Raw genomic sequence first — 15,431 nt, 5'->3', positions numbered from 1 at the left:
AAAACAAGAATTTAACTCTGTATAGTGGAAGGGGATAAATTCTGAATCAAGATAATTGAAAATGAACATAATCATTTTCCCATACATAAAAGATGAAAGGGTGGTTCGATTGAATCGAAAATTGACAGCAGGGGTCATAACAAGTCTTTTACTTGCACCTACGACTATAGCGAATGCACAGGAAAATGATGCGCAAACTCGTGTGACACCACAGACAGAGCAAGTTGGCTATGCCAACGTGGTAGCAGCTGCTACGACAAGAGAGCAGCTCATTGCAGAATTTGGTAAGTTATCTGAAAATTCTTCAGGTGATGAGATGGTGATTGCAGAAGGAAATCTCATTGTTGTACAAAATTCTGGAGATTTTAATGCTGATGAAAAAGCAATTATAAAAGCGAAGTATGAATATGTAGTAAAACATCGCGAGCTATTAACAAAACTTAAAGGAATGGGCAATAAAGTTAATGGAATTTTGTATTCAAGTAAAACGTTTTTTGAAGAAGTTGAAGCTGTAAATGACGAATATGTTAAATTTTTAGGAGAAAAAGAACCAACAGATACAACATCCTATCTATATGTACAAGCTCAATTTAAACAGGCCGTTGATACAGCGCTTATAAATAACGCAAGTAGTATTGCTCCTACTATGCGTAACTCGGTGTTGCAATATGGTTATGATAAGGCAGCACGTGATGCGTATTTTGGCAAAAAAGGACTGGACGTTGGAAAACTATCAAAATTAGGTAAGGATGTAGAAGCTACTGAATTGATTGCTAGCGAGCTAGTGGATTTAGTTAATTTATTGGAGAGTTCTGCAAATTTTGAAGATATTTCGACTGCACTAAACAGTTTTACAACTGGATATAATACCTTAACTGCAGATCAAAAGAAGGTGGTTGAAGCTTATAATCCAAACGATGCTTCCGTAACGCCCTTCAAAAAATATAAGGACGCTCTAACGAGTCAGTCGGCTGTAGAAAAAGTTATATTAAGTATTAATCAGCTGAAAGCAAAACAACCATCTGAATTCACATCAGCAACAAATTTCATTAGTGCGGTATCGTCTGTTGAAAAAGCATATAACAGCCTTGATACGGCATCAAAAAATTTGGTGACAAACGCTTCTATACTTGAAGAGTATAAAAAAGCGGCTGAAATTTCCAAGCGAATTTCAGCACTACGTGTATCAAGTGATGCTGCTTATCGTACAGAAGTAGCTTCAATTAAAGATATTTATGATAATCAATTAACCCTAGAAAAGGGATATATAAAGAATGCGGCTGATTTTGAAATAGCGGTCGCGAATATTGCTTCTGCACAACAGATTGAAGGACTCATCTTGGCAATTGCAGGTGCTTCAGATAAAGTACAAGCAATTAAAGATGCTCGAACTGCTTATGATGCTCCTCCAGCACCATCTGGAACAACAATCAATGCGGCAAATGTCAAAAAAATTGTTAATAATCTAGCAGAGTTAACGAAGTGGGAAAAGGTTTATAACGCGTCTTTAACTGTGGATAAATTAATCGATAGTATTGATCCAACAGCTTCTACTTTTGAAAGCAAGACATTAGCTGCACAGGCTGCTTTCGATAAGCTTGGAGAAAGTGAAAAGACGTTAGTTCAAGGCACAAATAAACTAACTCTGTTTTTCAAATATGCGGATGTATCGAAAAAAGTGAATGCACTAAATTCTTCTGTGTCTGACTACAACGCACAGCTTGAAACATTGAAAAATGCAGTTGCTGCTTTAGATGCATCGGGCAGTGAATATGCAGCAGCGCTTGATAATATCAAAGATAAACTCAATGAAAAATTAACAGTTCTTACAAACGAAGCATCAGCAGTAACAGATGTTATGAGCAAGATCGACAGTTTAAATACATCATCTAATCTCGTACAGGATATGCTAGATGCCCGTTCAGCTTATAATGCACTACCATCAGCAGCAAAAAGTCGTGTAACGAACATTAAAGTTTTAACAGATTTTGAAAAATCACATAAAGCTGTTGTGAATGTCATCTCACTCTTTGAAAAACTTGATCCATCTTCTAAAAACTATATTTCCAAAGCGAAGTCAGCTTTTACTGCTTATGCAAAGCTAGATGACAATAATAAAGTATATGTAAAAAATTACAAGGATTTAAAAGATATAGTACCAGTTGTAGATGTCATTGTTCAAATTAATGCTTTAAATCCTTCTAAAAAAACGTATAAAGTGGATGTAACAAAAGCAACAGAGGCATACGCGGCATTAGCAGATGCAACACTTCAAGGAAAGGTTGTCAATTATGCTGACCTAATAAAAGCACAGGGGTATATCGATACAGCCAAAAACTTTGATGCCCGTGTCGCAGCATTGGCGAATGAGAATCCTGATACATTTGTCAAAAAGGTAGCCGACCTAGCTGCAGAATATAAGACGATGGATAAGAATGTTAAAAAGCTGGTAGAAGAGTACAAAACGTTAAGTGCGTATGAAAAAAACAATAAGGCTGTAGTAAAGGTTATTCAAATGATTGATGCCTTAAACCCAACAAGTAAGGATTATACGAAAAAGGTACTTGCTGCACGCAAAGCCTATAATGCGCTTGATACAGTATCACAAAAACGAGTGACGAACTATGATAATCTGACAGCAGTTGAGGATGTAGCTTCTTTGATTGGTCTTATTGCTTCATTAAAGCCAACGAGTAAAACATTCTATCAGGATATGAAAACAGCTCGTGAGCTTTACGATTCACTACCTGAAGCGAAACAACAAGCTATCATCAACTATGATGCTCTGGTGGCAGCAGAAAATGAACAGGGCTTAGCGCAGAGCGTGATTGAGCTTATTAATTTAACAGAAGAACAAGATGCAGACTATTTAACGAAGCTGATGAATGCACGAGTAGCCTATGATAAGCTGTCATCGAATCAAAAGAAATTAGTGACAAATATTAAAGATTTAACAACACGTGAAAAAGCAGTTAAACCGATTTTAAGTGTGATGGTTCAAATTAATGAACTAGATCCAGAAGCACAAAACTTTGTTAGTAAGTTTAACGCCGCACGTAAGGCCTATGACAAACTATCAAAGGATCAGAAGAAATATATTGATAATATTGATGTACTCTTAAAGTTTGAGCCTGTTTCTAATGTGATGGAATTGATTAGCAAACTAAAATCTTCTAATAGTACATTCCTTCAGGATACATCACGAGCACGTTCATTGTACGATGCACTGCCTGCTGATTTGCAGCAATATGTGACAAACTATTATTTATTGCAAGCAGCTGAGTCTAGTATTTTAGGTGCTGGGAATGTAATGCAGATGATCAATGACTTACCATCTGTTGATCCAAAGCAATATGTGAAACGTATTCAAGAGATTCGTGCGGCTTATAATGCTTTACCAAAGGATCAGCAGCGAGCTGTACAAAATTACAGAGTGCTACAAGATCAAGAGAAGCTAATTAAGCCTGTTATTAGTGTGGTAGAGGATATTGACCGATTATTAACAGCCAAAGATATGAACAGCCAGTATCAAAAGATTTTAAAAGCCTATGATAAGCTCAATGCCGATCAAAGACGCTATGTCTATAACGACCAGCTATTGCTATCATTAGACAACGTGATAAAAGTTTATAATAGCATTGCTAACTTGAATCCGAAGGATAAGTTCTACTTTGGTATGATCGAAGCGGTGCGTAGAGAGTATGATAGCTTGAATACAATAGATAAACAGCGTATTTCCAACTACTCAATTTTATTAGAGGCAGAGAAAAGCATGGCTGACGTCAAGAAAGTGGTTGAGTTAATAGCGGGACTTTCACCAAGCTCGCCAACCTATATTGAAGATGTGGCTAATGCAGTTGCTGCTTATAAAGCGCTGGATTCAAAAGTACGAGGACAAGTCATCAATGAGGATGTATTAAAGCAGGCTGAAAAAGATGTGGCAGCTGTTTTGAAAGTTGTCCAAGCCATTGGCGGCATTGATCCAGAAAGCTCATCCTTCGAGAAAAAAGTATTAGCTGCTCAAAAAGATTATAGTAATTTATCGATTGAGCAACAGGGGTTAGTTTATAATTTCCGCATTTTAGAAGAATATCTAAAAATGATACAATAGTCTGACGAAAAAGGAGTTTCCCCAATGAAGATTGCGGGAAAACTCCTTTTATAACGAGAAAATAATGGATTTACTTATAAATTTCCAAAAAAGTGAAACTATATCAGATGAAATTCGTATCTTATAATGTGCTTACTTATTTTTATTACATTATGGATACATATTCATTTGACAGAGTGAGGAGGTAGCCCTGTTGAAAAAAATACTTTGTATAGTGGTCCTTTCAATAGCTGCAACCATAGGAAGTTTAACTAATTCAAGTCAGGTAGAAGCTGCATCTGCAAAAGCTGTAGATGTGACTAGTTCATATTGGGCAAATGCTTCCATTCAACATATGCTCACTAAACAATATATGACTACATATAACGATCATACATTTAAGCCTGAGCAAGCTATTACGAGGGCTGAGGCTGCCGCTACCATTGCTCGTTCTCTCCAGGTAAATGTAGACATTGCGAATTCCGCAAAATTTAAGGATGTTCCTGCAACACATCCATATTACAAGGAAATTTGTCAGCTCGTTCAGCTAGGTGTTATTCAAAAAGGTGATGAATTTCATCCAGAAGAGCCTTTGAAGCGAATGCAGGTAGCGAAAATGCTAACACTTGCCTATCAGTTTAAAGTAGATAGCAAAAACAACAGCCAGTTTGCAGATATTGCTAGCACACATTGGGCAAAGGACTATATCGAATCCTTAGCAGATATAGGCATTGTTAGTGGAGTGGATACAAAACATTTTGCACCGGACCAATTGGTGACGCGTGCACAGTTTGCTGTTTTTGTTGAGCGCAGCATAAATTTTCAGCAAAAGATAAAGAAGCTGGAAGTAGCCTATGATTATTTAGCGAAGCAATATATCCCAACAAAAAACCTTTCTACAGAATGGTCTAAAAAGGTCATTGAATTAATCAATGTGGAAAGAAAAAAGAATAAGCTAGAAACGGTTGTCTATGATCCAGAGCTGACACAAATCGCGATTATCAAAGCACAGGACATGGTGAATCGCCATTATTTTGAACATGTTTCTCCATTTTATGGTGCACCTTGGGATTTAGCGACATTATTTGATTACGATTACACAAGCTTTGGCGAGAATATTGCCAGAAATATAAAAACACCTGAAATTGCTGTAAAGGCGTGGATGGCTTCCCCTAGTCATCGAGAGAATATTTTAAAAGAACATTATACAAATACAGGTGTTGCGATAGCACAGGACATCAAAGGAAATTACTATTGGGTTCAAATGTTCTCTAGTCAATAAGTTGTTGTGTAACAAAGAGTCTCTAATATTACAGGAATGTTACGAAAGATCCAAAATACGATAAAAAAATTTCCTTTTGAACGCTGGAAATACCACCAAACGTTGGTATTACAGCGTTTTTTTGCTGTCTAAAACCGTTACACAATTGAAAAATAACAATCGCTTTTTTTGTGATAGTCTATGTATAGGCAAAAAAGTTTTGAGAGGGGTATAACAAAAGTATGAATAAGAAATGGTTATTACCGATTTTTGCATCTTTTATGTTATTTTCAACAGCTCATATAAACACTGCTGAGGCAGCGACTAAAGCAGATGTAACTGATACAGCTTCTAAATACGTAGGTATTCCATATAAATACGGCGGTACAACAACAAGTGGTTTTGATTGCTCTGGCTTTACTTCTAAAGTATTTTCAGATTTAGGCATTCAATTAAATCGCACATCTGGCTCACAGTATCAACAAGGTACTGCAGTAGCGAAAAGCGATTTGCAAGTTGGCGATTTACTATTTTTCAATACAAGTGGTAGTGGTATTTCACATGTGGCTATATACATAGGTGACGGTAAAATGATCCACTCTCAAACTGGTCAAGGCGTAAGTTATTCAAGTGTGAATGATCCATACTATTGGAGCTCTCGTTATGTAGGTGCTAAACGCGTTGCGACATTTGATACACAACAGCAAGCAGAAGTTAAACAAGCAGCAATTGACTTTTCAGTATATGCTTCTCGCGCAGAGGTAGCTGTCCAAATTGCGAAAGCTTTGAACTTAGATACATCTGATACAAATGCTGGTTTTGTAGACGTAAAACCATCCAATGCCCATGCAGGTGCAATCGCAGCTGTGGCAAAACTAGGCATCTTTGAAGGCGATGCGAATGGTAAATTCAACCCGTCTTCACCAATTACACGCGCACAAATTGCTAAAGTATTAGTGGTAGCATTTGGCCTTGAAAACAATGGTGGAAGTGTAGCATTTAGCGATGTACCTCAAAATAGCTGGGCTAATGGATATATTTCGACTTTAGCATCAAATGGTATTACAAATGGCGATGGAGAAGGTAGCTTCGGTTCAGATGAGTTACTTAAAATCGACCAACTAAAAGTATTTATCAAACGAATTCAACAATAAGTTCATAAAGTTAACACTTTAATTGTGTTATAGATTGCAAGAATTGATCTTTTGAATAGCGTATAATGGAAGAAGGGTTTGCAATCGCAGACTCTTCTATTTTTATGATAATTTTGTAGGAAAGGGTGTGACTTGGAAAATTAAATTTTAACAGTTCTATTGTCTGATGCATTATTTAGCTAATTTTGTTAAAATGGACACGTTAAGAGAACAAGAAGGGAGGAAATAAGACATTGAACATCAAAAAAATTAGTCTTATCTTGTGCGTCTTATTGATTTCGGCTTCTATGTTTACGATACATAGTGCAAGTGTCAGTGCAGCTACCAATTCAAATATAACATTTGAAGATGTCACTAAAACACACCCAGCCTATGAAGAAATCAATTATTTAGTAAGTTTAGGTGTTATTCAAGGATACTTTGTCAATGGTAAAAGAGTATTTGGCCCAAATAACAATGTAACAAGAGGACAAGCTGCTAAGATGGTTGTAGTTGCTTCAGGTAACAAACCATTAGTTGTTAATAAATCAAGCTTTTCAGATGTTACAGTAGGCACTGAAATGTCAGGTTACATAGAACGTGCTGTCCAATTAGGATTTTTCGACAAAAATATAAAAGGTGAATTCCTACCAAATAAGCCTCTAACTCGTGGAGAAATGAGTTATGTATTAACAAAGGCATTCAATTTAGATACTAGTGAGTATGAGGGAATTGACTCACCATTTACGGACGTAGCGATTACACATGAATATGTGAAATACATTAATACCATCTATTATAATGGTATTACGAACGGAACGGGTGATAAGTATTTACCAAATAGTACTGTAACACGTTCACAATTTTCTTTATTCGTTGCACGTGCAAAAAGTGAAAAATATCGCTTAGAATTACCTGTAAAAGGTGTACAAGTGCCAGATACATCACAAGTGATTGGCTTAGTAAAAGTTACTACAGAGGGGTTAAACATCCGTAAATCAAAGGATTCCTCTTCTAGTACTAACATCGTAGGTAAAGTCAATACAGGCGGTAAATTATCAGTATATGCAGTTGAAGGCAATTGGTTAAAGGTAACTTATAAAGGTGCATTTGCCTATGTTTTTAAGCAATACACTGAATTTTTAGATGCAGATGGCAATGAGCTAGGAGCAGTCGAAAAAGAAGTTACGACAAATGGTGCTGTAAACTTATATGTGAAGCCAACATCTTCCGCAAAAGTAATTTCATCAGTTAAAGCCAACGAAAAACTACCAGTTTACAAAACAATAGGTGGCTATTATTTAACACAAGTAAATGGTTTGCCAGGTTATATTGTAGCAAACAGTACTACGGATGCTACTGGAGAAGTAAAACCTAATCCGGATCCAACACCACCACCAGCTTCTGGAGATGTATTAGGTAAGGTAACGGTTGCTAACCTAAATGTGCGTAGTCAAGGTAACTCAACTTCGCCAGTGCTATTTAAGCTGAACAAGGGAGAGTATGTCCAAGTTAATAGCATTAATGGTTATTGGGCAGAAATCACCTATAATGGTCAAACAGGATATGTTCATAAATCCTATTTAAAACTATTAAATCAAACAGCTAAGCCTTTACAAAATCGTATTATCATCCTAGACCCAGGTCACGGTGGTAAAGATCCAGGTACTGTAAAAGGTTCTGTTTCTGAAAAAAGCATTACATTAAAAGTCAGCACACAAGTTAAGCAATTACTAGAGAATGCTGGTGCAAAAGTTTATATGACACGTACTGGTGATACGTATCCATCATTACAAGATCGTGTAGATTTTACACAAGCAAACTATGGTGAGATTTTCGTTAGCGTCCATGTTAACTCTGCTGCCAATGCGTCAGCACAGGGTACTGAAACATATTATGCAATATCTACAGGAGATATGTATCAAGAGGACATCGATTTAGCTACATTTGTGAATAACCAAATTGTTAACAATTTAAATATGAAAAACCGTGGTGTGAAGCAAGAGCAATACTACGTCATTCGTAACATGGTGATTCCATCTATTTTAGTGGAGCTAGGATTCTTAACGAATACAGAGGATCACAATAAAATGACGAATGATCAATACGTTAAATTATTTGCAGAATCTATTTACAATGGTATTTTGCAATATTACAAGAAACAATAATAGTTGAAGAACGATTCCAAAGGGGTGCTATCTTTTGGGATCGTTTTTCTTACTTTATACATACCCGCATTCGAAAAATACAAACAAATCTATAAAAAATGGCTGCCTCGTTTCTTAGGAGGCAGCCATTTACTATTATTTCACGGTATTGATGAATTTAATATAATCCTTACTAATATAGGCAGGTTCAGTGGGTAATTTATCTGAAACAACTTGATACCAACCATTTGCTCCTGTATCTGTGACAATGACGGGCATATTACTTTTGCTAAATGTGAACAATGGACTTTGACTTGTTGATGCGTCTGCACGAACATTTAGACCAGCTGTTGTAGTTAGTGCAATTTTATAAGGGTTATTTGCATCTTTAAAGCCTAAAGCCTTTTCTGCACGATAGTAGTGTCCAGCAATTTTAGCGCCCCAGAATGGATCTGAAGCGTATTTTACATTGAAACCGATAGCCTTAGAACCGACCACTGCACCATTCGTATAACGTCCTCCTGGTGTAATATAATTTGGCTGTAAGAACCTTTCAACAAGCTCATTAATGTTTGCACCAACACTATCAAACTTTTTGTTTAATGGGTTTGTGTCATAGACATATAAACCAAATAGATTGTTCAAGTTTTGTGCGTGATCACTCATCCCATAAGCACTCTCATGCTGTGCTAGAGATAAAATAAGCATAGCATTAATATGGGCATTTGCTTCTACTTCCTTTAACACAGAGCCTAAGCCAATTAATTTACTTTTTGTTGTTGCATCCTTATAAATGGTAGCACCTGAGCTTTCAACTTCCGCTAATTTTTGCAAAATATATTGATCTAGCTCTTCTGCTGTATATTGAGTTGTCGCACGAGCGGGTAGGAATTGATAGTAATTATAGCCTTCTCCTTTTGAAGAACCATTGGCATTTGTAAAATTAATGCCATCCCAGCTAAAGTATTTTTCGCCTTGCTTCATAAAGCTAGGAGCCTTACCGTACACGTAACTAGAGGAATACTTATTCGTTTTATAATCATATAGGGTATGCTTGATTTCACCATTTTCATTTGAATAGAAAGAACGCCCCTTCACTAATGCAGAAGGAATTAAGCTAACGTCAGCCTGTTTTAAATAGCCTACATGACCAGCTAAGCGTACTTTTACTTGTGTGGCATCACTGCCTAGATACTCCATTTCTGTATTACCAGCAACAGCGATTTGATCCTTAATTGTTTCAGAGTTCAGTGCAACGTAATTATTCGTTACAACATAACCCGAAGTCATTTTTATAATTTTATTATTTTGAGTAATCACTAACGAATTACTTGTCATCGCTTTTTCAGCTGCTTCAAAGGTAGGAAGGCTTTGCTTGTCTACTAGATTGCCATTTGAAATTTCTTTGATGATATATGCTGTAGTATTACCGTTATTCCCAGTATTTTCGTTGTTACCAGCGTTTCCATTATTATTGCCATTATTCTCTGAGTTTCCGTTGTTTTCGTTATTCTCAGTATCCATTTGATCGGCAAGAAGAATTAAACGTAGAATGAATGTTGAAGCTTCACCGATAGTGGCATTGTCTCTAGGTAAAAACATGCCATTAGAGCTTCCTTTAATCAGTCCTAATTGTGCACCAATGGCAATATCCTGACGGAAATCTTTAAAAATAGTGGCATTGTCTTTAAATGTAATAGAAGAAGTACCTTTTGGTATTTTTAAATAATCCACCGCTCTAATTAGCATAACTGCCATATGCTCTCTTGAAATGCGTGCGTCAGGCTTAAAAGAGCCATCCGTATACCCTGTGATAATTCCAGCAGTAGCGGCAAGCTTAATTTCATTTGCATATAAATAGGTGTCTGAGACATCTGTAAACGTCATGTCGCTTTTTGTACCTAAATCTAAAGCTTTTGCTATGTATGTGGCAAATTCACCGCGTGTAACCGTGTCATTTGGACGATAGCTACCGTTTGCATCTTTAATCAATGCATCTTTAGAGATTAAATAACGCAAGCCACTTTCGTGCATATGGCCTGATAGCTCATTAGCATTGGCCGATTGTGGTTGCCAAATGACTACACTAATAAGCATCATAAGCAACATAAAAATTGATCGTTTTTTCATAGTTTTACCCTCCTAAACTGATATCATTTTAACAAAGTTATACAATCAAGTTAAGGGTCAAATGTTAGAAATATCATAAAATATGCCAACGAATTCTAGGAAATAAGTAGTCTTTTCGTTTTTGTAGAAAGATTTTGTATGGAATAAGGGAGGGGGAGTGAATCAAAATTCATATGAGTTTCTTCTATTATATAGTGGTTTTCTGTTTAGCCCAAAAAATAATGCCGCCCATTGTTTGGAATGGACGGCATTTTTGAAAAATATTAAAGCATTTCTGAAGTTGTTTTTGCTTGCATATGCAGTTGTAGGTAGTCTGGTCCACCTGCTTTTGAGTCTGTACCTGACATGTTGAAGCCACCAAATGGTTGGTAGCCAACGATGGCACCTGTACAGCCACGGTTGAAGTAAAGGTTTCCTACATGGAATTCTTCACGTGCTTTTTCTAAGTTCACACGGTTTTTCGTGATGACTGCACCTGTTAAACCGTATTCTGTATCGTTCGCAATTTCAATTGCGTGATCGAAATCTTTTGCTTTTGCGATCGCTACCACTGGCCCAAAGATTTCTTCTTTCATAATACGTGCAGAAGGTTCTACGTCTGCGAATACAGTTGGCTGTACGAAGTAACCAACTGAATCATCTGCTGTACCACCAGCCACTAGACGACCTTCGCCTTTACCGATTTCGATGTATTCCGTAATTTTGTTGAATGCCGCTTGGTCAATAACTGTTGCCATGAAGTTGCTGAAATCTGTTGGATCTCCAACTGTTAAAGCATTTGTTAATTCTTCTACACGATTAACAACTTGCTCATATACATCTTCTACGATGACTGCACGAGAACATGCTGAACATTTTTGACCTGAGAAGCCAAATGCTGATTTGACGATTGATTGTGCAGCTAATTCTAAGTCTGCTTCTTTATCAACCACGATTGTATCTTTTCCGCCCATTTCAGCGATGACACGTTTAATCCAAATTTGACCATCATTTAATACAGAAGCACGTTGGTTGATACGTAAACCAACATCACGTGAACCTGTGAAGCTGATGAAGCGTGTTTTTGGATGATCAACTAAGTAGTCGCCTACTTCAGCACCAGAACCTGGTACGAAGTTCACGGCACCTGCTGGAAGACCTGCTTCTTCTAATACTTCGATAAATTTATACGCCACTACTGGTGTTGTAGAAGCTGGTTTTAATAAGACTGTGTTCCCTGTTACTAAAGCGGCCACTGTTGTACCAGCCATGATAGCAAATGGGAAGTTCCAAGGAGAAATAACGATACCGATTCCTAATGGAATATAGTCATAACGGTTGTATTCGCCTGGACGGCTTTCTACTGGTTGACCGCCTTTAATGCGTAGCATTTGGCGACCATAGTATTCCAAGAAGTCGATTGCTTCCGCTGTATCTGCATCTGCCTCTGCCCATGGTTTCCCTGCTTCTTTTGTTAATAATGCAGAGAATTCATGTTTACGACGACGAATAATAGCTGCTGCTTTGAACAAAACGTCAGCACGAATCGCAGGGTCAACTTTTTTCCATGTTTTGAATGTTTCATCCGCTGCTTGCATCGCTTTTTCAGCTAACTCTTTGCTTGCTTTTGACACACGGCCGATCACTTCTGTTTTCTTTGCAGGATTGTACGAAACGATTTTATCTTCTGTTGTAATGCGCTCGCCACCAATGATAAGTGGGTAGTCTTGACCTAAGTAACCTTCAACTTTATTTAAAGCCTCCACATAAGCATTGTAGTTTGCCTCTTGTGAAAAATCTGTGAATGGTTCGTGTTTGTATGGAATCATGTCAGTTTCCTCCCCATGGATAAGTGATGCCAAATGATTATGCACCTTTTAAGATTGTGATAATTATATAATGCAATATAATTTGGCATTAATCAACTCAAATCTTAAAACTTTTTCAATTTTTGCATCTGTTTTTCGTATTGGTGTTAGAATAAGCTTAATGGAATACAGGAGGACAAGATGGATAATAATGTACTACAAAGTATTTATAAATATGTCATTGAAAAAGGTGATATGGGAATTTGCGTCGTAGATACGGATGGCAAGTTGCTCATATATAATAAAAAAATGAGGGAATTAGAGGGTGTTAACGAAGATGAGTTTGAGGAAAGGCGAGCCTTAGAGATTATTGATTTTGAGATTGAAAAAAGTGATATTTATAAGGTCCTCAGCTCTGAAACACCCATTTACAATATCAAAAAAACGTATTGGAATAAAAAAAATCAAGAAGTGACCTATATAAGCAATATTTATCCGTTGCACTATGAAGGTGCTTTAGTGGGGGCTGTGGAATTTGCACGAGATATTACACAGCTTGAATATATGATGTATCAGCCATTAAGAAGATATGGCGCACCATTGACATTTGATATTATCACCGCTGTATCACCAGTCATGAAGGATGTTATTGAAAAAGCAAAGATTGTAGCGCTAAGTAGAATGCCTGTTGTCTTAATAGGGGAATCAGGTACAGGCATTGATATGGTGGCTGAGGGAATTCATCATGATCTAAAGGTTCAAAATGATATGTTTATTGCTTTAATTTGCCGTCGAGACGAAAAAACGGTTTTAAAGCAATTTGAAAAATATATTATTGAAAAGGAAAAAATCACTTTTTTTGCAGAGCGTATCGAATATTTATCGCTTGAAGCACAGGAAAAGATTGTTGAGCTTTTTAATAATCACCCAAATCATCAGCATGTTCTAATCGCTAGTGTTGGCAAAGACCCAATTGATTTAATTCAAAAGCAAGAGCTATCTAAAAAGCTGTATCGACTTTTTTCTGGCATCACAATATATGTACCACCTTTACGAGAAAGAAAAGAGGATATCATGCCCTTTATCGATGACTATTTCAAACGGCATCGTGATAGCTTTGGCTCATCAATTCAAGGGCTTTCAGAAGAAGTGCGTGAAACCTTTTTAAAATATGATTGGCCAGGTAATCTAAAGGAATTGGAAGTTCTATTGGATGAAATTACGTCGTTGATTACCAATGAAATGATTGTGGAGTCACATATGTTGCCTGTCCATTTCAAATGGAAAATCCAAAGCTCATGTGAGGAAACGGAAAAAGAAGTATCTACGAGTGACTTGTTTGTAATTAAAAATCAGCAGGATATCCGACCGTTAGACGTCTACATGAAAGAGGTAGAGGAGTACTATATTTCGAAGGCGTTAGATTTTCATCAGGGGAATATTTCTAAAACGGCTGCGGCATTGGGGATTCGTCGTCAAAGCTTACAATATCGCGTTAAAAACTATAAGCTCAATAAAAAAAGCGAAAACATTGATTAACGATGTTTTCGCTTTTATTGTTGATTTGATGGATAGACTCACTAAATTGATGGATAGAGCTATCTAACTGATGGATAGACTCCCAAAAGTGACGGATAGAACTATCTAACTGATGGATAGCATCTAGCTTGTAATGATTATTTTCCTTTTTTTGAAAGGCGACCAAGAGCAAATGCCGCAGCTCCTAAGCCGATTGCCATATTTGTTTTTTTATTAAACACTTGTTTTGTCACAAGTGCCACATTTTGTGGGCGTTCTGCTAAACGGCGCATAAAGTAACCGTACCAATCGTTACCAAATGGTAGGTATGTGCAGAAGTTATAGCCTTCACGTGCAAGATCTAGCTGCATTTCTTTACGGAAACCATATAGCATTTGGAATTCGAATTTTTCATTTGGAATATTATGTTGTTTCACAAATTGTTTTACATGGTTAATAACATTATGGTCATGTGTAGCAATCGAAGTAAATTTACCATGTAATAAATGATACTCGATTAGTTTTAAATAGTTGCGATCAATATCACCTTTTGATTGATATGCTACATTTTCTGGCTCTTTGTAGGCACCTTTAACGATTCGTAATCGGAAGTTTTTGTATTTCTCAATATTTTCTTCTGACTCGAAGAAGTAAGCTTGAATAACTGTACCTACGTTATCAAACTCTTTGTGTAGTTCCTCTAATAATTCAAAAGAGCTGTGTAAGCGTTCGTAGTTTTCCATATCGAAATTTACGAAAATGTTATATTGATGTGCCAGAGCCACGATTTCTTTTAAGTTTTCGTAGCAAAATGCATAATCAATATCTAAACCTAATTGAGAAGGTTTAAGGGAGATGTGAGCATCAAGCTTTTCATCATGAATAGCTTGAACAACAGCTAAAATATTATTTTTTGCAGCTGTTGCTTCTGATTTTTCGTAGACGAATTCGCCTAGATTATCGACTGTACATGAAATATTAGCATTGTTTAATTCTCTAATCGATTGCACAACTTCAGGTAAGCTTGTTCCAGCAACTACACTTTGAGCACCCATTTTTAGACCATATTTTTGTGCAGCGCTATTTAATAATTTGTTTTCTGATAAGTAAATGAAAAAATCACGTAATACCATCATATGCCTCCAAAATTGAAAATTTTAAATTCTTGGCGATTATAACACTTTTTTTGAAAAGTAAAATGGCTAGATTTTTAGAAAAATTTTTTTGAAGAAGCGATAAGGGGAGAAAACTATTGTATTGATTGACTTTTGAAAGTGAAAAAAACAAATAAAAAAATTTTTTCAATAAAAGGGACTTTTCAAAATAATAGTTTTGAATTATGTTGAAAGGTATGTGTATTACACA

The 15,431-nt window shown here is 36.5% G+C and carries 8 protein-coding genes; 5 read left to right on the top strand and 3 right to left on the bottom strand.

Features of this window, described 5'->3' with window-relative positions; genetic code table 11:
• The first annotated feature begins 100 nt into the window (after positions 1-100).
• The 4 genes from MHI34_RS03930 (at position 101) to MHI34_RS03915 (ending at position 8,652) form a co-directional block, all read left to right on the top strand.
• Entirely contained in the window at positions 101-4,111 is a 4,011-nt protein-coding gene (locus MHI34_RS03930; RefSeq protein WP_342504449.1) for a cell wall-binding protein, read from the top strand.
• A gap of 193 nt (positions 4,112-4,304) precedes the next feature.
• Positions 4,305-5,372 carry an S-layer homology domain-containing protein gene (locus tag MHI34_RS03925; protein WP_340809934.1) on the top strand — a complete coding sequence of 356 codons (1,068 nt, stop codon included), beginning with the start codon at positions 4,305-4,307 and terminating at the stop codon, positions 5,370-5,372.
• A gap of 221 nt (positions 5,373-5,593) precedes the next feature.
• Positions 5,594-6,505 (top strand): C40 family peptidase, encoded by a 912-nt coding sequence (locus tag MHI34_RS03920; protein WP_036124282.1) that lies wholly within the window; start codon positions 5,594-5,596, stop codon positions 6,503-6,505.
• A 233-nt stretch (positions 6,506-6,738) separates the two neighbouring features.
• On the top strand, positions 6,739-8,652 hold the full coding sequence (locus MHI34_RS03915; RefSeq protein ID WP_089932944.1) for an N-acetylmuramoyl-L-alanine amidase: 1,914 nt from the start codon (positions 6,739-6,741) through the stop codon (positions 8,650-8,652).
• A 135-nt stretch (positions 8,653-8,787) separates the two neighbouring features.
• Here MHI34_RS03915 and MHI34_RS03910 read toward each other — a convergent pair whose 3' ends face one another.
• Both MHI34_RS03910 and pruA read right to left on the bottom strand, forming a co-directional pair.
• Positions 8,788-10,761 (bottom strand): S-layer homology domain-containing protein, encoded by a 1,974-nt coding sequence (locus MHI34_RS03910; protein WP_342504119.1) that lies wholly within the window; start codon positions 10,759-10,761, stop codon positions 8,788-8,790.
• Positions 10,762-11,024: 263 nt separating this feature from the next.
• Complete coding sequence (gene pruA / locus MHI34_RS03905; RefSeq protein WP_036119871.1) at positions 11,025-12,569, bottom strand: L-glutamate gamma-semialdehyde dehydrogenase; 1,545 nt, start codon at positions 12,567-12,569, stop codon at positions 11,025-11,027.
• A gap of 180 nt (positions 12,570-12,749) precedes the next feature.
• Between pruA and MHI34_RS03900 the strand changes: the two genes are divergently transcribed.
• The gene (locus MHI34_RS03900) at positions 12,750-14,087 is read left to right on the top strand and encodes a helix-turn-helix domain-containing protein (RefSeq protein WP_036121141.1); all 1,338 of its coding nucleotides are present in this window, start codon (positions 12,750-12,752) and stop codon (positions 14,085-14,087) included.
• A 137-nt stretch (positions 14,088-14,224) separates the two neighbouring features.
• On the opposite strand, the gene MHI34_RS03895 is transcribed toward MHI34_RS03900, so the two are convergent.
• Positions 14,225-15,199 carry a proline dehydrogenase family protein gene (locus MHI34_RS03895; RefSeq protein ID WP_058843863.1) on the bottom strand — a complete coding sequence of 325 codons (975 nt, stop codon included), beginning with the start codon at positions 15,197-15,199 and terminating at the stop codon, positions 14,225-14,227.
• Positions 15,200-15,431 lie beyond the last annotated feature (232 nt).

This window comes from Lysinibacillus sp. FSL L8-0126, assembly GCF_038630385.1.
In the GTDB taxonomy this organism is placed as follows: Bacteria; Bacillota; Bacilli; order Bacillales_A; family Planococcaceae; genus Lysinibacillus; species Lysinibacillus fusiformis_D.
The sequence above is the reverse complement of the archived record's forward strand: the minus strand, read 5'-3'. Positions and strand labels throughout refer to the sequence as shown.